Source organism: Microbulbifer variabilis (assembly GCF_052467165.1).
The window spans coordinates 4,482,489-4,501,627 of sequence record NZ_CP174301.1; the positions used below are offsets into that span (position 1 = coordinate 4,482,489).

The 19,139-nt window shown below is 43.3% G+C and carries 22 protein-coding genes and 1 pseudogene; 21 read left to right on the forward strand and 2 right to left on the reverse strand.

The features are described 5' to 3' along the window. Positions 1-116 precede the first annotated feature (116 nt). Positions 117-1,418 (reverse strand): MFS transporter, encoded by a 1,302-nt coding sequence (locus ACJJIP_RS19945; RefSeq protein WP_444945846.1) that lies wholly within the window; start codon positions 1,416-1,418, stop codon positions 117-119. A 419-nt stretch (positions 1,419-1,837) separates the two neighbouring features. On the opposite strand from ACJJIP_RS19945, the gene ACJJIP_RS19950 reads away from it, so the two are divergent. From ACJJIP_RS19950 to ACJJIP_RS19970, 5 genes are all read left to right on the forward strand, one after another. After that, entirely contained in the window at positions 1,838-3,313 is a 1,476-nt protein-coding gene (locus ACJJIP_RS19950) for a NarK family nitrate/nitrite MFS transporter (protein ID WP_444945847.1), read from the forward strand. A gap of 101 nt (positions 3,314-3,414) precedes the next feature. Then, positions 3,415-5,187 carry a bifunctional protein-serine/threonine kinase/phosphatase gene (locus ACJJIP_RS19955; protein WP_444945848.1) on the forward strand — a complete coding sequence of 591 codons (1,773 nt, stop codon included), beginning with the start codon at positions 3,415-3,417 and terminating at the stop codon, positions 5,185-5,187. Positions 5,188-5,613: 426 nt separating this feature from the next. Next, complete coding sequence (locus ACJJIP_RS19960; RefSeq protein ID WP_444945849.1) at positions 5,614-7,260, forward strand: ATP-dependent nuclease; 1,647 nt, start codon at positions 5,614-5,616, stop codon at positions 7,258-7,260. Between the two features lie 50 nt (positions 7,261-7,310). Beyond that, entirely contained in the window at positions 7,311-7,793 is a 483-nt protein-coding gene (locus ACJJIP_RS19965) for a GNAT family N-acetyltransferase (RefSeq protein WP_444945850.1), read from the forward strand. Positions 7,794-7,902: 109 nt separating this feature from the next. Continuing rightward, complete coding sequence (locus ACJJIP_RS19970; RefSeq protein WP_020413732.1) at positions 7,903-8,565, forward strand: HNH endonuclease; 663 nt, start codon at positions 7,903-7,905, stop codon at positions 8,563-8,565. Between the two features lie 458 nt (positions 8,566-9,023). Here ACJJIP_RS19970 and csrA read toward each other — a convergent pair whose 3' ends face one another. Then, positions 9,024-9,209, reverse strand: coding sequence for a carbon storage regulator CsrA (gene csrA / locus ACJJIP_RS19975; RefSeq protein WP_444945851.1), 186 nt, complete (start codon positions 9,207-9,209; stop codon positions 9,024-9,026). A gap of 1,450 nt (positions 9,210-10,659) precedes the next feature. Here csrA and ACJJIP_RS19980 point away from each other — a divergent pair. The 16 genes and pseudogenes from ACJJIP_RS19980 to ACJJIP_RS20055 form a co-directional block, all read left to right on the forward strand. Beyond that, entirely contained in the window at positions 10,660-11,199 is a 540-nt protein-coding gene (locus tag ACJJIP_RS19980; protein WP_152450519.1) for a hypothetical protein, read from the forward strand. Then, positions 11,196-11,378 (forward strand): hypothetical protein, encoded by a 183-nt coding sequence (locus ACJJIP_RS19985; RefSeq protein ID WP_444945852.1) that lies wholly within the window; start codon positions 11,196-11,198, stop codon positions 11,376-11,378. Before ACJJIP_RS19980 ends, ACJJIP_RS19985 begins: the two co-directional genes overlap by 4 nt. Beyond that, complete coding sequence (locus ACJJIP_RS19990; RefSeq protein ID WP_444887732.1) at positions 11,368-11,508, forward strand: hypothetical protein; 141 nt, start codon at positions 11,368-11,370, stop codon at positions 11,506-11,508. The genes ACJJIP_RS19985 and ACJJIP_RS19990 overlap by 11 nt, the downstream gene beginning before the upstream one ends. Before the next feature lie 101 nt (positions 11,509-11,609). Further along, positions 11,610-11,831, forward strand: coding sequence for a hypothetical protein (locus ACJJIP_RS19995; RefSeq protein ID WP_444945853.1), 222 nt, complete (start codon positions 11,610-11,612; stop codon positions 11,829-11,831). Positions 11,832-11,874: 43 nt separating this feature from the next. Next, on the forward strand, positions 11,875-12,180 hold the full coding sequence (locus ACJJIP_RS20000; protein WP_444945854.1) for a hypothetical protein: 306 nt from the start codon (positions 11,875-11,877) through the stop codon (positions 12,178-12,180). 426 nt (positions 12,181-12,606) lie between these two features. Then, on the forward strand, positions 12,607-13,119 hold the full coding sequence (locus ACJJIP_RS20005; protein WP_444945855.1) for an SF0329 family protein: 513 nt from the start codon (positions 12,607-12,609) through the stop codon (positions 13,117-13,119). A 78-nt stretch (positions 13,120-13,197) separates the two neighbouring features. After that, positions 13,198-13,548 carry a hypothetical protein gene (locus ACJJIP_RS20010; protein ID WP_444945856.1) on the forward strand — a complete coding sequence of 117 codons (351 nt, stop codon included), beginning with the start codon at positions 13,198-13,200 and terminating at the stop codon, positions 13,546-13,548. Between the two features lie 59 nt (positions 13,549-13,607). Then, positions 13,608-13,982 (forward strand): hypothetical protein, encoded by a 375-nt coding sequence (locus ACJJIP_RS20015; protein ID WP_444945857.1) that lies wholly within the window; start codon positions 13,608-13,610, stop codon positions 13,980-13,982. 250 nt (positions 13,983-14,232) lie between these two features. Then, positions 14,233-14,796, forward strand: a complete 564-nt coding sequence (locus tag ACJJIP_RS20020) for a hypothetical protein (RefSeq protein ID WP_020413739.1) — start codon at positions 14,233-14,235, stop codon at positions 14,794-14,796. 857 nt (positions 14,797-15,653) lie between these two features. Next, complete coding sequence (locus ACJJIP_RS20025; RefSeq protein WP_020413740.1) at positions 15,654-16,052, forward strand: nuclear transport factor 2 family protein; 399 nt, start codon at positions 15,654-15,656, stop codon at positions 16,050-16,052. Between the two features lie 299 nt (positions 16,053-16,351). Next, positions 16,352-16,642: a DUF1330 domain-containing protein gene (locus tag ACJJIP_RS20030; RefSeq protein ID WP_444945858.1), complete on the forward strand. Its 291-nt coding sequence runs from the start codon at positions 16,352-16,354 to the stop codon at positions 16,640-16,642. A 103-nt stretch (positions 16,643-16,745) separates the two neighbouring features. Then, positions 16,746-17,039, forward strand: coding sequence for a GFA family protein (locus ACJJIP_RS20035; protein ID WP_444946942.1), 294 nt, complete (start codon positions 16,746-16,748; stop codon positions 17,037-17,039). Between the two features lie 435 nt (positions 17,040-17,474). Continuing rightward, positions 17,475-17,738, forward strand: coding sequence for a hypothetical protein (locus ACJJIP_RS20040; protein WP_444945859.1), 264 nt, complete (start codon positions 17,475-17,477; stop codon positions 17,736-17,738). Positions 17,739-17,850: 112 nt separating this feature from the next. After that, complete coding sequence (locus tag ACJJIP_RS20045; protein WP_020413744.1) at positions 17,851-18,483, forward strand: class I SAM-dependent methyltransferase; 633 nt, start codon at positions 17,851-17,853, stop codon at positions 18,481-18,483. A 153-nt stretch (positions 18,484-18,636) separates the two neighbouring features. Further along, a complete protein-coding gene (locus ACJJIP_RS20050; protein ID WP_282951951.1) occupies positions 18,637-19,026 on the forward strand; it encodes a VOC family protein in 390 nt (129 codons plus the stop codon). Positions 19,027-19,049: 23 nt separating this feature from the next. Next, positions 19,050-19,127, forward strand: a pseudogene (locus ACJJIP_RS20055) (MBL fold metallo-hydrolase); the annotation flags it as partial. Positions 19,128-19,139 lie beyond the last annotated feature (12 nt).

Sequence of the window (19,139 nt, forward strand, 5' to 3'; positions counted from 1 at the left end):
GTGAACAGTGACAAATTACAATTTTTCAGACGTGGTTGAAACCACAGTTTTTTCAACAGAAAAAATCATTACCCCCTACCTTCTACGCACACATAATTCCATTTTGGTAGTGGGTACTACCTATCTGGCAAAGCCGCAGAGTTACTCGCATCCTCATGCAAAAAATTATTTTGCTGAGCGAAAGCCAAACGCTGTTGATGATGCTCTCTCTGAATTGCCAGGTACATTACCAACATACAAACTGCCAGCACACCATAGAGCAACATAAACGCAGCACTGTGAATACCCACTAAATCCTGTGCGATACCAAACAGCACTGGCAGGGTAAAACCACCCAGCGCACCGATTGTGGCTACAGTGCCACCGACACTGCCCATATGTGCCGGAAAATTATCGTGTAGCGCCTTGTATACCGAGGCGCGACCAAACCCCTGGGCAATGCCAATCACCAGTAACAACAAGGTAAACAACTCAATGCCCACCTCGATATTTAGATGCACATCCCGTTCCACCCCATGAATCGTCATACTGGTTGGGGGGTAACTGAGGAAAAAAAGGCATACCAGACAAGTCCAGAAAACACTCCAATTCACCGTGCGCGCACCATAGCGATCTGCAAACCAGCCACCCAGGGCACGCAGTGAACTGGACAGGGCCACAAACAGCAGTGTCAGAGCCATCGCCACCTGTGTACTCACTTCGTACACCGCCAAGTAGTAATTCGGCAGCCACAGTAAAAGTGCGAGAAAGCTGCCGAAGACAAAATAGTAATAGAGCCCATAGCGCCACACCTTGATCTGCATCAGTGGTCTTAGGTGATTGTGAATATCCACCTTGCTGCGGCTGCGCATATAACGGGTTTCTTCAGGTGCACAAAATTCGAATAGCACCATCATGATCACTATACCAATACCGTAAATCGGCCCGATCCATTCGCGCCCCATCCAATTTTGGATCGCTGGCGCCAGGGCCAGGGTAATCGCTGCCCCGGCGTTGCCTGCACCAAAAATGCCCATTGCCGTGCCCTGCTGCCTCCTTTCGAACCACGGGTTGATATAGCGAATACCCAACACGAAGGAGACTCCCGAAATCCCCAACCACAAGCCGGCCAGGAGATGCGCACCGTAACTCTCGATATAGGGCAAGAGTAAAAGTACCGGCAGCAGTAATAGCATTTGCAAGAGGATGAGTTTTTTTGCAGAGAAATATTCCACCAACAACCCGGCGGGAAAACGCAGTAGCGCACCGCTTAAGATCGGCGCGGCCAGCAAGATGCCGTATTCTGTAGCTGAGAGATCCAGCTGCTCGCCGATTTCCACTCCGAGCACTGCATAGAGTGTCCAAACAGAAAAGTTTGCGGCAAACATGGCCGAGGCAAATATCAGCGCACGTCCGGCGAGTTGCTGTGTATATTGCACGGCAGTTTTCTCCCAATTTTTTCAATTTTTCGGAAAATATATTTGGCCATCACGCCGATACCCCGAACGGTAGTTACTCCCTTCACAGACAGAAGCAGTAAAAATACAGTAACGTTTGCATGATTGTTCGAAGACACCTGCTTGCAAGATGCACAAAAACCCTAAGGCCGACAATTACTCCCAAAAACCTTTCGGTGATAAGACAATTTTTCGCTACTACTCACCATGGGGTAGTTAGCAAGATATTCACGATGCTCGCCACTCCACAGGACTAATCCAAAGGGGTTACTCCATACTATTCGGATATCAGCCCCTATCCCGACTACCCCTTTTGCGCGCTTTTCCTATAGCGCTGCTCAAATACTATCGGCCATGACCCTATCCACCTCTAAATTTCTGAGAAGCCGGAGAAAATAGTCATGAGTCAATCCAGCGGCCTCAATTTATTTAATTGGGGCGATCCCAAAATAAAGACGCTGCACGTTACCTGGTTTGCGTTTTTCCTGACTTTCGTGGTGTGGTTCTCCCACGCTCCGCTGATGGTCTTTATCAAGGAAGCGTTCGACCTCACCAGCCAGCAAGTAAAAGCCCTGTTAATCCTCAACGTGGCACTCACCATCCCCGCCCGTATCATTATCGGTATGCTGGTGGATAAATTGGGGCCGCGCCTGGTGTACAGCGGGCTGCTGATGACCTCATCTTTAATCTGTTTGGGCTTCGCCACCGCAGACAGTTATGAATCCCTAGCCCTGTTCCGCTTCCTGCTGGGATTTGTGGGTGCCGGCTTTGTAATTGGTATCCGCATGGTGGGTGAATGGTTCCCAGCCAAACAAGTGGGACTGGCAGAAGGTGTTTACGGCGGCTGGGGGAATTTCGGTTCTGCTGCCGGTGCCATGACCCTGCCCACCATCGCCCTGCTGTTCGGCGGTGAAGACGGCTGGCGCTATGCCCTGGGCCTCACCGGCATCATCGCCGGCCTGTACGGCATCATCTACTACCGCGTTGCCCGTAACACTCCTAAAGGTTCCACTTACTTCAAACCGAAAAAGAGCGGCGGCTTGGAAGTGACCAGCAAGCGGGATTTCTACTTCTACCTGCTGATGAATGTGCCCATGTACCTGGCACTGGCAGCGCTGGCTTACAAACTGTCTCCCAACGGCGTAGCCCTGCTGAGCCAGAATGCCACCTACGTGATGTGGGGACTGCTGGTAGTACTGTTCGCCTTCCAGACCCGTATGATCTGGAATGTAAACAAAGACCACCTGCGCGAAGGCGTGCCCGAGCTGGAGAAATACAACTTCAAGCAGGTAGCCATCCTCGACCTGGCCTACTTCGTCACCTTCGGCTCAGAGCTGGCCGTGGTTTCTATGCTGCCCCTGTTCTTCCTGGAAACCTTTGAAGGATTGAGCCCGGTGAAGGCCGGCCTGCTCGCCTCTGGCTTCGCCTTTATGAACCTGGTGGCTCGCCCAACCGGTGGATACTTCTCTGACAAACTGGGACGCCGCCGCAGCCTGATGTTCCTGATCGGCGGCCTGGCAGTGGGTTACTTTGTACTGAGCCAGATCAACGGCGGCTGGTGGATTCCCGCTGCGGTAGTGGCCACCATGTGCTGTTCTTTCTTCGTGCAGGCCGGTGAGGGTGCCGTATTCGCCGTCGTACCCCTGGTGAAGCGTCGCATGACCGGGCAGATCGCCGGTATGGCCGGAGCCTACGGCAACGTGGGTGCGGTTACTTTCCTTACCGCCCTGTCTTATGTCAGCTACAGCCAGTTCTTCCTGATTATCTGCGGCGCAGCAGCGGTGATCTTCTTCGCCTGCCTGTTCCTGGAAGAGCCCAAAGGCAATATCGCCGAAGTGCTACCGGATGGCACAGTACAGCTGATCAGCGTGGAGTGATCGGAAAGCTGTTATCAAGCAACAAACGCAAAGGAGGGCCAATGGCCCTTCTTTGTTTTTCGCCGTTGGTCTGAGGGGACGAAAAGAGAGTGGAGAAAGCTGTGAGCGAAACCAATTCCGGGGTGCAAACAGAAACCGAGGCAAACCCCGAAGCCCAGACACCGCGATTGAGCCACGGCCTCTGCACCAGTGCCGGCATCAAACCGCAGAACGAAGATGCCGCAATCTACCACTGGCCAGACAACCCGCACTTGCAGGAATACCTGGGCGCGGTAGCCGCACTGGCGGACGGAGTCAGCTCCGCCGAAGCCGGCGCACTCGCCAGCCACACCGCCACCGAGCAGTTTGTGCGGGACTATTACAAGGTGCCGGATACCTGGTCTGTCGCCCACGCCGGACAGAAAATTCTCGCCTCCATTAACAGCAAGTTATACCGCAAGAGCCACGACTTTCCCCAACAGGAAAAGGGCTTCCTCTGCACCTTCTCTGCCCTGGTTTTTAAATCCCGCACCGCCCACTACTTTCATATCGGTGACAGCCGCATCTATCACCTGCGAGGCGACAACCTTAAATGCCTCACCCGAGACCACAACATCACCCTGGCCCACCGCCAGCAGATGCTATCCCGCGCGCTGGGAATGGATACCGGCCTGCAAGTGGATTACGGCCAGCTCAGCCTGGCTAAAGACGATGTGCTGCTGATTACCAGTGACGGCGTGCACGACTTTATCAAACAGGATTTGCTGCGGGAGCTGTTGGCAGATACCCAGTTAAGCGAACAGGAAACAGCAGAAACCCTGGTGCGTCTCGCCGAGGAAAACGGCAGTGACGATAACCTCTCCGCATTAGTGGTGAAGGTAAAAGCATTGCCACAAACCACCCTGGACGATTACAGCCGCCAGCTTACTCGTCTACCCTTCCCGCCGGAATTGGAACCGGGCATGGTACTAGACGGTTACCAGGTAGAACGGGAGCTATTCTCCTCCCAGCGCAGCCAGCTGTACCTGGTGCGCGACAGTGCCACCGGGGAAATCCTGGTAATGAAAACCCCCTCGGTAAATTACGAGGACGATATCCACTATATCGACCGCTTTATTCAGGAGGAGTGGATAGGCCTACGTATTCGCAGCCCCCAAGTAGTGCGCCTGCACCGGCAGACCCGCCCACGCACCGCGCTCTATTACCTGATGGAGTATGTGCAGGGCAGCACCCTGGAGCAGTGGATCACCAATAACCGCTTTCCCAAACCGGCGGAAGCGTTTCGTATTCTTAAGGAAATTGCCACCGGACTACAGGCCTTCCACGATCAGGAAACCATTCACCAGGATTTGCGCCCGGCCAATATCATGATCGACGGCGACGGGCAGGTAAAAATTATCGACTTCGGCTCAGTCTATGTAGCCGGCAGTGCCGAGATTTTCCGCCCCCTGGAGCACCCGGAAGCGCTGGGCACCGCCAGCTACTCCGACCCCCACTATATCCTCGGGCATAACAGCGGTATTCGCGGCGATATCTACGCCCTCGCCACCATTGCCTACGAAATGTTTACCGGAGAACTGCCCTACGGCGAGGAAATAGAAAACTGCCGCTCCCACGCCGACTTCGAACGCCTGCGCTACCGCACCGCCAGTCAGTTTAATCCGGTAGTCCCCATCTGGTTCGACCGCGCCCTGGAGCGCGGATGCAGTATCGACCTGGAACAGCGCTACTCCACCCTAACGGAATTTATGCGCGACCTCGCTAATCCCAACCCGGATTACCTAAGGGAAGATCCTACTGAGAAGGGAGATGCTTCCCTTTTCTGGAAAATTCTTTGTGGGATTTGGGTGGCTACTTTGTTGGCGGTGGCGGCGTTGTTTTCGTCTAGTGCTTGAGGCTAGGCACGGCCAATACAATAATGTCCATTTGGAAACTTGCTAGCCCAAAATATATAAAGCTCTCCAACCGAACAAATTATTTTAGTAAACACCCACTACATGTTTTTCCTTTATAGCTTAGAGATTTAGAGCAAAACTTGATTTTCCTGTATTTCTAAATCCAAATATCAAGAATAGCTTTATACACTTACGGCAGTACATACGATAAGTTACTAAATTTTATTGGCCAATAACCTTAATCAAAATAAATAAGTTAGCTACATTTAAAGTAGATACTTATATCATCTGAAAATTTGCTACGACAATGTTTATGACTCGATTTAATAATTTACTTTCGCTGCGGTGATTTCTTACTCTTAATGATATGATACAAGCATATTTCTACATATGCGATCAAGCACCTCATAAAACAGGGAAAGTTCAATGAAATTAGCTGCGTTACTTGTTTCAAATTTCAAAGGAATAAATGAAGAAATCAAAATACTAATTGATAACATAGTTGTTTTGATTGGACCTAATAATAGCTGCAAGTCAACAATCCTAGATGCCTATGAAGCCTATGTATCTATGGGATCTTCTTTAACACTTGATTATTTTCATAATAGAAATCCAAACAATATTATTAAGATCACAGGTATTTTTACAGATATAACCGATGCTGACATTGATTCAATTGGTCAAGAGTGGATTTTAGAAAACGATCCTGGTTTTGGTCGTTGTGCAAAATTCCAGATTAGGTGGTCAACTCCTGATGAAAAAGGAGTTAAGCATAGCTTTAGTAATCAAACTAACGACTGGAAAGAAGGCGGTGCAGGGGGATGGAATACTATTCTCCAAAGTAGATTGCCAACGCCAATAAGAGTCAATCCAAATGATGGATATGAGGCTTTAGAGAAAGTCGTGAAAGACCTAGCTTCCAAAAATGCTGCAAGGAAGTTGAAAGACGATAAAAGTAAGCTTACTGGAATTATCACGGAAATTAATAAACTGGCAAAAGAAGTAGAGGCTGAGATTTCTTCTGAAATCAACCCGATCAACAGCAAAATCGAAGAGGAACTGAGAAAGCTATTTGCAGATGTAAATGTTGACTTTGAGACCGGCGTCGGAAAATTTAAAGCCGAAGATGCAATAAAAGATGGAAGTAAATTCTACATAAAAGCAAATGGAAGATCTTCTTCTCTGGAACACCAGGGAACAGGTATCCAAAGAGCATTTTTATGGTCTGCGATAAGTGCACTATGTAGCGAAGGTAAGTTTAAAAAAGGAAGCAAAGTTGTAGATGATCAAGCTCCAAAAGTGTTGCTTCTTGATGAACCTGAAATCAATATGCACCCATCAATTATCCGAGCTGCTAGAAAAGCAATTTGTGCACTTGCTGAGGTTGATGGATGGCAAATAATATGTACTACACACTCACCTATATTTATTGACTTGACTCAAGATCATACCACTCTCATAAGAGTATCAGACACCGCCACTGGAATTTATTATTTTCAAACTGACAAAGCAAACTTCACCGATGAGGAAAAAGACAATCTAAAAATGCTTAATAAGTGCTGCCCAACTGTAAATGAGTTTTTCTTTTATGAAAATTCAATATTGGTTGAGGGAGATACCGAATACTTAGCATATCAATATCTCATAGAAAGTGAATCACTGGAGAATTCTTATTGCGTAATAAATTGCAGAGGAAAAGCAAATATACCTACATTCATAAAAATATTTGACCAGTTTGCCGCTTCTGCAATCGCCATTCATGACTTAGATGCCAAGTATAAAGCTGATGGTTCAAATAATGGAATGTGGACAATTAATCACAATATAAGAAAAGCAGCCAATTTGGCTTCTGGCAGAGTAAAGACGGTCATGCACAAACCAGATTTTGAAGGGTTTTACCTAGATGAGAACCCATCAAAAGATAAGCCTTACAATTTATTTAGCCATCTAAGAAGTGATGATTTCCACACAAATCCAAAATATGACTCACTACGCAGCTCATTAAGTTCAATTATTGATGGAACTCACCCTGGCTTGTATGAAACAACAGATGATATTGAAGAACAGGCTTAACAAATAAACCAGGTGCGCCTACGGCACTTCTGATCTAGGCTAGATGAGACATGAGTATACAACAGATTATTAAAACGCCCGAAGATTGCAGTGAATCTGAGCTAGAGATATTTGAAAAATTAATTTTCGAAGGTGGTGAAGTTTCGACTGAAGGACTAAAACAGCGAATTTATAAAGCTGAGAAGCTTATCTTTATCAAAGATAATAACTGTGTCGCTGTTGGAGCTCTTAAAAATCCAAATAGCAGCTATAAAGCTAGTGTTTTTGGAAAATCAAATGCTCTGGGGCAGAGTCTTTACAAATATGAGCTTAGTTGGTTATATGTGACGGAATCTGCCCGAGGTAAAGGCTACAGTAACTTATTAATGAAAGCTATTCTAGAGAGCCTCTCTGAAAGCACCTGTTTCGCTACTACTCGTGAAAATAATACTCCTATGCATCACCTGTTTAGAAAATTTGGCTTTTCCAGGCTGGGAAAAGCATATAAAAGCACAAATGGTGATTACTCTCTTATCCTATATGGCAAGTCATAATAAACATAGCGGAGTTTTCCTCTTCTACGGATATCCGACGGGTAGGCATCGTACTGTTTCGTTGATCGATTATGTTAACGTTAGGACTTTCATAAGCTAGGAGATCAGAATGAAAAAAATAAATTTCTCAGTAGATGATTTCCTATCTTTTGCAACCTCAATGCAAGAAGAAGGCTGGGTTACAATGACTCAAAAGAAAAAATTTTCTTACAAGGTAACCCAAGAAGGAATAAAGCTAACACCATCTACAGGTGAAGTACGTAATATATCACATCAAGAAATCAACAAATTTATAAGAGACTTCAATATTAAGCAGTCTTTCAAAACAAGTGATTATACCAAATCATTCAACAAATCATATTTGCTCGCAATAACAAAAGCATATAACAAAAACAACGATAGTTTTAAGCTTCCTGAAGAAATACTACACCCTCAGAGTTTTGAAGAAGGAGAAACTAAGAAAATATACGTAAACTCCCATGAAAGAAATTCAAAAGCACGAAAAGAGTGTATAAACCACCATGGATCGAGATGCTTTGCTTGTAAAGTTAGTTTTAAAGAAATATATGGAAATTATGCTGAAGGGTTTATTCATGTTCATCACATTAAACCTTTGTCAGAAGTAAAAAAAAGAAAAATTATTAACCCTAAAACTGACTTGATTCCAATATGTCCAAACTGCCATGCAGTGATACATTTGAGGGGAAGATGTCTATCAATAGAGAAACTCGTTGAACTAATAGAAAGCGCAAGATCAAGTAGATATAGATGACACTCTTAAAATATTTACCTTAGGAATTGGCAAGGAACATGATACATGCAGAAAATCTATTTTTAAATTATTTACATAAACTGAAACTATATTTCGAAGTAATCTATTATTTACCTATATATAAGGTGATTTAAATTCTTTAAAGTGCTAGCCTCTGCTTAGAAGTAAATGAATATATGAGCATCTTGGTTTATTATACTTATCAAAATTTATTAGAAATACAAAAAAAATTGTAAGAGCTTATGGGGATTCACTCATAAAAAAAGGATACATACCGATACTTTAGATTCTATTGCATTACTAGACGAGCTGTTCCACACAATTTCTTACCCCCCCAAAAAAACCAATGAATCTACACATGAGTATTGTACCCGCTGTCAAATATACGACTAGGGGGGCTTAAGCTATGGTATAGCCACCCCTAAAACATGCCTTCCATGTTTATAACTAGGTTTTCATCAATTTCCATTCCTTAGAGCATATTCCTTTTGTAGACGTATAAATATTTCTTCACGGTGAACGGGTAAAGATTTAGGAGCACGTATTCCTATCTTCACCTGATTACCCTTAACTTCCAATACCGTGATGGAGACATTGGCTCCAATCCTTAAGTTTTCACCAGTCCGGCGCTTTAAGATCAACATAGTTAGTTCCTACTGATACTCAAACCATGGATAGACCTTCTCTGATGGAAGGCTGAGAAAGTAACGTTGTGAGGAAATACGGGGTGGTGCGCGAGAACGGTAGGCATAGAAGAAGAAAAGGCAGGCAATACGCTCCCAGAGCTTGGGGAATCGCACCAAGCCGCTGAATGTTCTCCACTTTATTGAAGACGAGCGGGTTTCTAGCGTATGATCCATATAGCCATTTTGATAGGTGGTTTATCAATTTGGTCAGCTGGCCCCTGGTGTTGCTGCACCTTGGGTCAGCGCCTTTTACTGTCTCTTACGTCACGCTACCGTTCTCCTGTGAGAAGATGGTTCTTTAGAAAAATCTTAGATGTCTTGATTCTCTCGAATCCCTTTGGTCTTTGGTCATCGGCCTTCAAAAGGCCACCCAATTCCGGCCAATATCAACAAATATCAATCGATTTTACGCAGCTTTGACACTAAAACAAACTGAATAAAATCCAATAAGATCATTTTTGTGCCTATATTTTTATGCTCCTCAGCTTATATAATTTGCGTTATCCATAAGAGTGATGGTTTAGGTGGTTACTCTTTACTCGCTTTCACATGAGAAATAAAAGCAATTAATCATAAAACCACCACTCCGTGTGTCATTCTTGTGTCGATAGAAAAGATCCAAATAGCCTAAGGCTTGAAAGTATTGCAGTGAGACATGGAGAGTTGTTCACTTTTAGTCGCCATGCCATTTTTATAAAGTACTTAAAATCCTGGTTAATCGGTACGCATGTTCCTATCTATGCATTGGTGATTTTTCACCTGTACTGGCTAACTTACCGATTGATATATCCGCTCTGAGTATAGTTGTTTGCCATTTTGGCATTGATCGACAAGTGATATGATGCAGCTTCAGTTGAGCACACTATTTAAGCTCTTTGGCAGGAAAGCATGAACTATAGAAATCTATTATTAAAAAGAGGGTTTGGTTTCCATTAGCAATTCATAGCTAATGGAGATCCATATGGGGTATTTTCGACACCCTAAAACCAAGAACGAGATGAAGCAATACTATGCTTCGTTGGAAAATTAACTAGAGATTCCGATAAAGATTAGAAACCGTCGTCAACCAAAATGTTTACCAACCGCTTGGGACGACTATTTTCCAAGTAATATCTCTAATCGTAATTGGAAGCTGTTTCGAAGGGACCAGTGGAAAGGGTAGTTATCCACTTTAACAGGACGCTCCTGCTGAAAATCATAAGCTCCAGCTTTGACTCTACTTATGTTTTCAGCAGAGCTTGGTGTTGTATACAACCATGGTTCAAATTACGACGACAGCCACCTTGGGCACCATGAACTGTCCGAGTAAATCTAGAAACTGGATCAAACTTTGCGGCATCTTACCAACTAAGAGAAAATAGCTCTTCGAATATAGTGGAAATATTTTGATTTAAGTATAGGAAATACTATGGAAGATTTAACTTTTCACAATTACCCTTCTGTTATTGGATACTACCAAGCGCTCAGAGAAGAGGTTTGGTCTATTACACAGGAATCATGGCCTCAGTCATCAATAAAGGGCATTAGTTTGAAGACAGCAAGACTGGCTGACTCTTGGAAAGAGATGAGAGGAGCAAATCTAAGATCTTCGAGAGCCAGTTGGGACTGGGAGCCAGAATTTAATGCATATCAAAAGAAGCCAAAAAGATATGAAATGTCAGTTTGGTATGAGAATCAACTTTGTGGGCTTTGTTATGGCTTTGCATCCAAGCATGGCACAAAGGTAAGAATGAATCTTATAGAATCCACACCGGTAAGACCAAATCCTTTGGGCGAAGGTGTCTTTCCAATATTATCTTTTGGAGCTACTGTTTATGCCAACTTGATTAGTGCTGATGAGGTTTGGGTTTTAGACCCTGTAAAAGGTGCAATAGATTATTACGAAAGCCAAGGATTCTCAGCGCCTGAAATCTATCACGGAAAAAGAGTCGGAATGAAAAAATTATGAGTGACTATAAATTCTCACAAGAAGAGAAGGATCGAATTAATAAAATCCGCTCAAAGATGAAGAAACATGCTGAAGAAATGAAAAAGAAATCAAAAGATACAACAATAGAAGAACCATCGGGAAAACAAACGAATCCAACAGAAGTTGACCGTATGAGAGATCGAAAAAATGACGATTAAAGACAAACAGATTAGTAAGGAAGATATTAGAAAGTTTGTTGAGAAAAACAAATCTAAAATATTGAAAGAAGCTAAAGAGGTTGAAACGGCCATAAAGTCAAATAGATTAAAGAACCAGCAGAAACTATGAATCTTATATATAGTAGCTATGTATGACACAAGGTAATAAGCTTGGACATGCATAGATTTGTACATCAACACCTTGTAAGTACATGAAACAAAAGGTGTAAAATGCCATTTAATTATAAAGGTCTTACCTATATTAGAGCTTCCATTCAGGCATATGAAGGCATTCTAAACCAAACAACTGAAGAAGAATGTGAAGAAGAAGAATTCTCAGAAATTCAAGATGATATTATGTATTTAGGACGCTTGTTAGCTCTAGTTAATCGAGAAATAGAAGAGGCTGAATCTTCGGGACCATCTTTAAATCCGGTAAGGTCTAATGATTGATTTATAGCTATCTATCGCAAAGGTTAGAATCTGTTTCTTTCCCATGATTACTTATAAGTTTCCTGAAGAAAAAGAATACGCGGAGTTCTACGCAAAGAAGTTAGATGACGAACTTAGCCTACAATTCCTTCAAAATGGCATTATTTTAGATAAATCTCAAGCCGAGCATATCTGTCGTTTCTTTTGGGCTATGGTAGATGCATCAATTGAGGACGAAAATAACGGAGTAAAGCTTCAATGGAATGAAGGAGCTGAATTTTGGAACGAAAAATTAATGAACTCCATTTCGGCACACCTTGAAGCCTTAGGCTATGAAGAAGAGTGGGAAAACGAAGTCGATAAGCAATAGACATAGCTAGGAAGGAAGGATAGAGCGCGCATAGCCGCGATCTATCCAGATGTTGACGTCCTTAGCTCCCCGAGTAGATAGCATCTATGAGTGTTAATGATTTTCAATCCTGCTGATATATATCATAACCAAATGAAGAAGATTATGATCTTATTTTTAATGATTTTAAGTTTGTATACGTTAGGCTTCTTTACTCAAGCCTTAGCTTATTCTCAACTGGGTATTAATCTTAATAAGTATCTATATGCTCCATGGATCAAACATTTAGAAATGGACAACCCTATAAAAGTAATTTATAACAAAAGCGTAGAGTTCTGGTGTTCTCGTTTAGAAGGATGTAGTTATCCGGACCCTAATTTTTGATTGGCCACAGCATTCGAATCCATTTGTCCGTGAGATGTTATTGGCAATTAGGAGTATCATCCAATGAAATGGAGCAAGCTCAAATCTCTAGTTGAAGAAAAATTTTCTCCATCCCTGGATAGCCGTATCTCTATCAACAGTACCAGTTATGGAAACTGTTCATGTGGACATGCCTGGTTGACTCTTGATAAAGAGGTCATAGCAAACTTCTGTACAAGGGCCTTTTGGAATAGAGCGAGTGGTAATTTCTATAGAAAAGATAATCGCTGGGTTACTGATTCCGATGTGCCTGAGCATGTAAGTGAAAAGCAGAAACTATCCTATGGTGAGGTGGAGTATGGAGAGTTATCTCGACAAGATGCCTATGAAGCCTGCTGGGAATTCGTTCATGATCTTAAAGTGGACGAAGCTCTAGATTCTAAAGATCCATTGATTCAATCCCTAGCAACACTGGATAAGCGTTTAGGCAGACGTAGACTTAAAGAAATTAATACTTCGAATTTACACCCACTAGCAAAGAAATTGTTAAGCGTTAGATTAGAATCTGAAGGTATTAGAGCCCCCACCAACACATAACAAACATCCTCAATGCAACGCCCAGCAATCCCATTGTCTTATGTTTTGCCAGACAGATTTTAGTATTTTATATCTATTATGAGAAATCTATTAATACTTACAGTTCTATTTTGCAGCTATGATGCCCATACAGAATCTTCAATAAATTATTCTATTGGAGTATCTATTGAACATATAATCGAAGGTGGGGCAAAAGTAAAAATAAAGTCAGAAAAGCAATTAACGTATAATATTAATCTGTCTGAATTTAGGGATTGCATATTCGAAAAGGCTATCCTGGAAACAAAAAGTGATAAATTTCCGGATAAGATACTGGTGCCAGTTGAAGGCTGGCTTTCATTTTCTATTGAACCAGAAACTAAAGAAAGCACTTTCATAACATTATACTGCGAATCAGGTAAGTATGTCGTTTATACGATTTGGTTGTAATCCTAAGTATGACAAGTGATATGATTCAGCTTATTTAAAATTCCTTGTCAAGGGACACTATGGATGACCGCGCATTTACAAAGCTGATCGATTTCCTGGAAAAAGTTCCTGCGATTCATGGTACTGTTGTAAAAGGATCAGATGAAATAGGTCGCTGGTGGGTAAAGTTTGAGATCGATATAACTCACCAGTTCGCATGGCATACTGTTCAAGAATTTGGCTATGTTCTAAATTACCTTTCTGTGGATGAAAGGTTGCCGACTTCGTTTCATCCAGTATCTCCACCTCCTTACATAAATGGCGGACCGGAAGAGTTATTATCATGGGTCATTGAGTGCCATGATTCTGAATTCAGACCCGGAACTTGCGCGGAGTGGCTTTTGGGGCGCTTACCAAGGCCCGTAGAGGACTTGGAACAGTGGATCGCGGAGTAACATGATATTAGATCCATATTCGATAACCTACATTCCGTGCTTACGCCACGCTAGCACAAGACGATTTCATCGCAGTAAGGATCGGGGAAAACTAATATAGCCACTAAAATAGCTTTGTCACCATTAGCCAACACACTGATTGGTATGTTTTTTAGTTAGAGTGATCCTTTATTTTTGGGATATATTTAAAGGTGATATAATACAGTATTATTTTTAAAATACTGGTGGCTTCACAAGAGGTATCAAATATATGAATAAAATATTTACAATACTGGCATCCATAGCTATTACGTCATGCGCAAACAACACTAATGTTACAAACTTTCAAAGTAATGGAAACCTAGAAGCATCCAAGCCAGCATCGTGTGTGGATATTAATGAGCTCCAGGCCAATCAAAATCCTGCTGATATATTTGCAGGCATGAAGACATGCCTAAACTCTGAAAATTATTCAGATGCAGCAAAAATGTATTACGCTGCTATGACTTATGGAATTTATGACACCAAAAGGGTTAGCGATAAAACATCACATCAAGGCGTCATAGTTCTTCGCATGAATACATTAAGCGGCCTTTCAGAGCAACAGTTTTCTCTTCTACAATCAGAGATCAATGCGATCTTGGAAAGTAATGAGCAGGTATGCAAGGCTTTAAGTGAACGAGGGCTACCGACCTATCATCCAAAATACATGATTCAGCATGGTATAGGTGCTTTCACCGACAACCAAGCTAACAATGGTCTAGTTGAGAACTTTGATAGTCAATCAGCCTGGTCTGAAGCTATTGATAAAACAGTTAAGTGCAAACAAAGCTAACATGCACTTGATGTCGATCTAATTTTCCGCTTTGCTCCAAATCTGCTAAAAGTACGAAGGTTAATAGTCTATGAACCAAGAATATGGTTTGATATTTTCTTTATTTTTGCTAGCAGCTTTTAATCTTTACGCTTCATACAGATGTATACGTTCTGATTACTCCCATAGGGCTCAAAAGATCATCCAATGCATCCTGGTTTGGCTATTTCCATTGGTTGGCGGTTTGGTGATTATTCATTTTTCGGAACCAATGGATACAAGTCCAAATTATAAATCGCCTGACGTGGCGCCAAGCCAAGATGCCTACCCTACCTCCAATGGAGGTATAGGAGGGGATTAAGTTCATACATCAATACTTAGCATGCGCCGGCGCGAAGACAAAACGTCACATAAATGAAATCGCTCTAAGCAGGTCGTTCAATGTGCGACAGCTATAACCAGGCCAGGTAAGATCGCCCAGCCGGTGGCTGGGCTGTACAGCCTACGCTCCACCTTGAGACATGTGACGCATGGGGAGCTTTCTGAATTGATAGAAACAGAGTTGTACACGCATTCCATGGAAATTCTGACCCGAGTATCATGAACCGGTGCAATACTCGTGCATTACTCACTTTCGACTTTCAGGGCAGCGGTTGTCTTTACTGCCAACCGGCTACCGAAGGTTTGGGCGGACCAACTTGCGCATAACTGAGCACTGGCCCGAAGCCGCTATAATCAAATTCGCGGGATAGGCTTCGCCTAGTTTGTTAAATTCTTGCGAGCTGCATGACGGCTCGGTCAACCTTAACGTTAGACAGTGGTAGATGTCTGTCCATGCGTTCGACCACAATCGGACGCGAACGGAGAAGAATCGAAAAATGAATAGTGAACAGGCCGAAGCGTTCCTGGATGAGATGGCCAAAGCGGTATGTGATCCGAACGCTGATTCTAAGGTCACCGACCGCTACTTTACCGAAGACTTCGTGCAGGAGATCGATGACACGACGATTGGGCGATCGCAACTCGATTCGCGTATCAATTTGTTCCGTATGGAGTACTCGGCCGTCAGGTTCGACTACCTTTCCGTAATTGGCGAGGGCGATCGGATAGCTGATGTGCATCTGGTGCGCGCGAAGGCGAAAGATGGCCAACAGCTCACAATCAAGGTAATCAGCCTGTACACGCTAAGAGACGGTCGGATCTCGCGCGCCGAATCCCTTAGCCGCCTTATCGAAGGGAATCCGGAGGACCTGCAATTACTCGTGCGTGGTGAATGAGGCGATAGGCCGGCGTGGACCTCGGTTTCACTGGAGATGATAACGCGAACTGCCTCCAGGCATCGGTTTTCGCGAAGTCCTCCAACTTCCTTTCGAATTGCTTAATCAGCTTACGAGTCGCCCAGAGCTTTATGATCATCTAAGGCAACACCCAAGTGCAGACCGAAACAAATCCTAGCCCGGTACTCGCGTGCCGACTGGTACGAGAACATATCACACAATAAGTTAATCCAGCCGAACGCTTCGCGACCGGCTGGTTGAGGCGTTATGCATCAAAAGAGATTATGGAGTAAATGCAAATGAAAGGGTATTTGGTTTTAGATTTCTCAATTAAAGTATTAGAGAGCTTCTTAGAATACGCTGAAAAAATACCGGTATTTATTGAAAAGCATGGCGGCAGATACATTGTAAAAGGAGTAGTTCCAGAAAAAATGGAAGGTAATTGGATTCCGGAGAGGTTGGTGATATTGGAGTTTCCATCAACTGAAAAAGCAAAAGAGTTTTTAGCTGATCCAGAAGCACAGGATCTATTTGAGATACGCCACAACACAACAAATAGTCAATTAATATTGGCGGAAGGTTGTGTTTAATCAATCATAACAAAGCTAGGCATAATCGCTCACTTTTTGGGGTGAACCTCCGCACTACGCGCTCCGGCCTGTGCTGGCGGCGTTAAGAATCATGGAAGAATTTATGCCTATAACGGGAGAATATTTCTGCGGAGACATTCAATATAGAGTAAATGGAAAACTTCGAGATTCAAAATCTTGCCATTGCTCTCGATGTCGCAAGGCATTTAGTTCATCTGCATCAGCCCTTGTAGATCCAGATGAATTTGAGTGGCTTTCTGGCGAGTCTCTCTTAACCTCGTTTGTCGGCAAACATGGATATGGCTTTCACTACAGAACTGCATCATTTACTCTACCCATTAAATCGCACGGTTTCGGCGTCCTTGGCCACCTCCCCTGTGGGCCAAGCATTAAATGATATTGCTGTTTGTCAATTCGTAGTTTTGCCAGCGGCCCCCTCCCCCTAAGATCTCACCGTGTTGCAGTTGCCATTCGCTGGTAGTTAGCATTTAATGGAATGCCATTAAATGGTGATCTTCCTACAGGGAAGTTTCACCCTATTAGTTCACGCCTATGCTGGGCGTACCAAATACCTGCAATCTGATCCCCGGTTGCTGTCACGTTTTTTTGCCACAATACCGGCAAGAAATGCGCCAGTAGCCTCCGGCAATTGAGGCAAGCGTATCTTTCATCGTAATTGGCACTAATTATTATGCTCTTTAAGGGATCGTGTAAATGTAACCGTTGGCGGGTTGAAGTTCAGTTAGCTGGACCGCTCGAAGGTTTGAATCCGCGCGTTTGCGATTGTAATTATTGCCAAGCCAACCCGTCACTTATTATAAGTGATCCGAATATGTCAGTGGCTTTCATTGGTGATGGGATTTCAACCAAACAAAATGGTGATCAGCTTGCTAATTTCTACCATTGCAAAGCTTGTAATGAACTACTAGCCGTAGGCTGCAATATACATGGTCAGCTTCGCGGGGCAGTAAATTCCAATTTATTGGAAGGCGTGAATCAACTTGGCAATCCTATTCAAATTCAGCCAAGACTCTTGAGTGCCGATGAAAAGCTTGAACGCTGGGATAAGTTGTGGGGTGTCCTTAATGGGTTTTAGAAATATAAAATATTAAGGCTTTCGGACGCTTCGGTCCGCAGCTTGAGGCTTTATGAATCAGGGAGTAAATAAACAGCGTCGATAACGCCTTGGCGTTTATATAGGAACTGATATGACTAGGTCTGATAAGTTCTGGGATAGAAAAGCAGAGGAGTATGCTAGGAGCCCTATTTCTGACGAGGCAAGTTATCAGAAGAAGCTCTCAGATACCCAAAAATTCTTTACGCCCGATATGAATATTTTGGAGTTTGGCTGCGGAACAGGGACTACGGCGATTTACCACGCTCCGTATGTGCAACATATTGAAGCGGTAGATATATCTGAAAACATGCTTGAGATTGGTCGAACTAAGGCCAGGGAAGCCTGCATCGATAATATTAGATTTACCAGAGGTACGTTAACCGAATTCAATGCTGAGTCTGAGAGTTTTGATGCAGTATTGGGTTTAAATGTTATTCACTTACTACCAGATAGAAAAGATGTTTTGGCAGAAGCTGCTAGAATCCTCAAGCCTGGTGGTGTTTTCGTGAGTAGTACCGTTTGTATGGGCAATTCCTATATACGGTTTATTAAGCTCTTAGCACCTCTGGGAAAATTCATGGGCATAATGCCCGATGTCTTCATCCTAACAAAAGTAAAATTAGCGAAAGAAATTCAAGACGCTGGTTTTACCATTGAAGTTCAATGGCAACATGGAATGCATAATATGGTAGTTTTCATTATTGCGCGTAAAATTGACTCATAATAGGGTGAGCTGAAGGCGGCGGGTATATTGGCCTTACTAGCCAAATAGAGACTAGCTCCGCGCCAACGTAAAATATGGATGATTTTTCTAAAACTTCGTTATGTCTCCAGAAATACAAACCATACTTAGATACTTAACAGTGAGGATACTCAAATGAATACAAATGCAGTTTGTTGGTTTGAAATTTATGTAAATGATATGGTACGCGCAAAGTCCTTTTATGAAGCTGTGCTCAAGCAGGAGTTAACTCGACTAGACAATCCCGACGAAGTAAAAGATTTTCCTCAGCCCGAGATGTGGGCATTTCCAATGAAACAAGAACCGGGTGCAAGCGGGGCAATTTGTAAAATGGATGGTGTTGAAGCTGGAGGTAATAGCACCCTAGTGTATTTTGATTGCGAAGATTGTTCTGTTGAACTGGCCAGAGTCGAGCCAGCAGGTGGGAAGCTAGTAGTGCCTAAAATGTCTATTGGGGAGCATGGTTTTATCGCAATAGCGCAAGATACCGAAGGAAATAATATCGGTTTTCATTCAATGAAATAGCTAGTTCTCACCAGCAAACATTAATTCACAACAAGCCAATCTCTTTCATTTTAAACACACATGCACATTCTGACCACACCGGTGGAAACGAGTACTTTGAAAAGCGAGGAGGA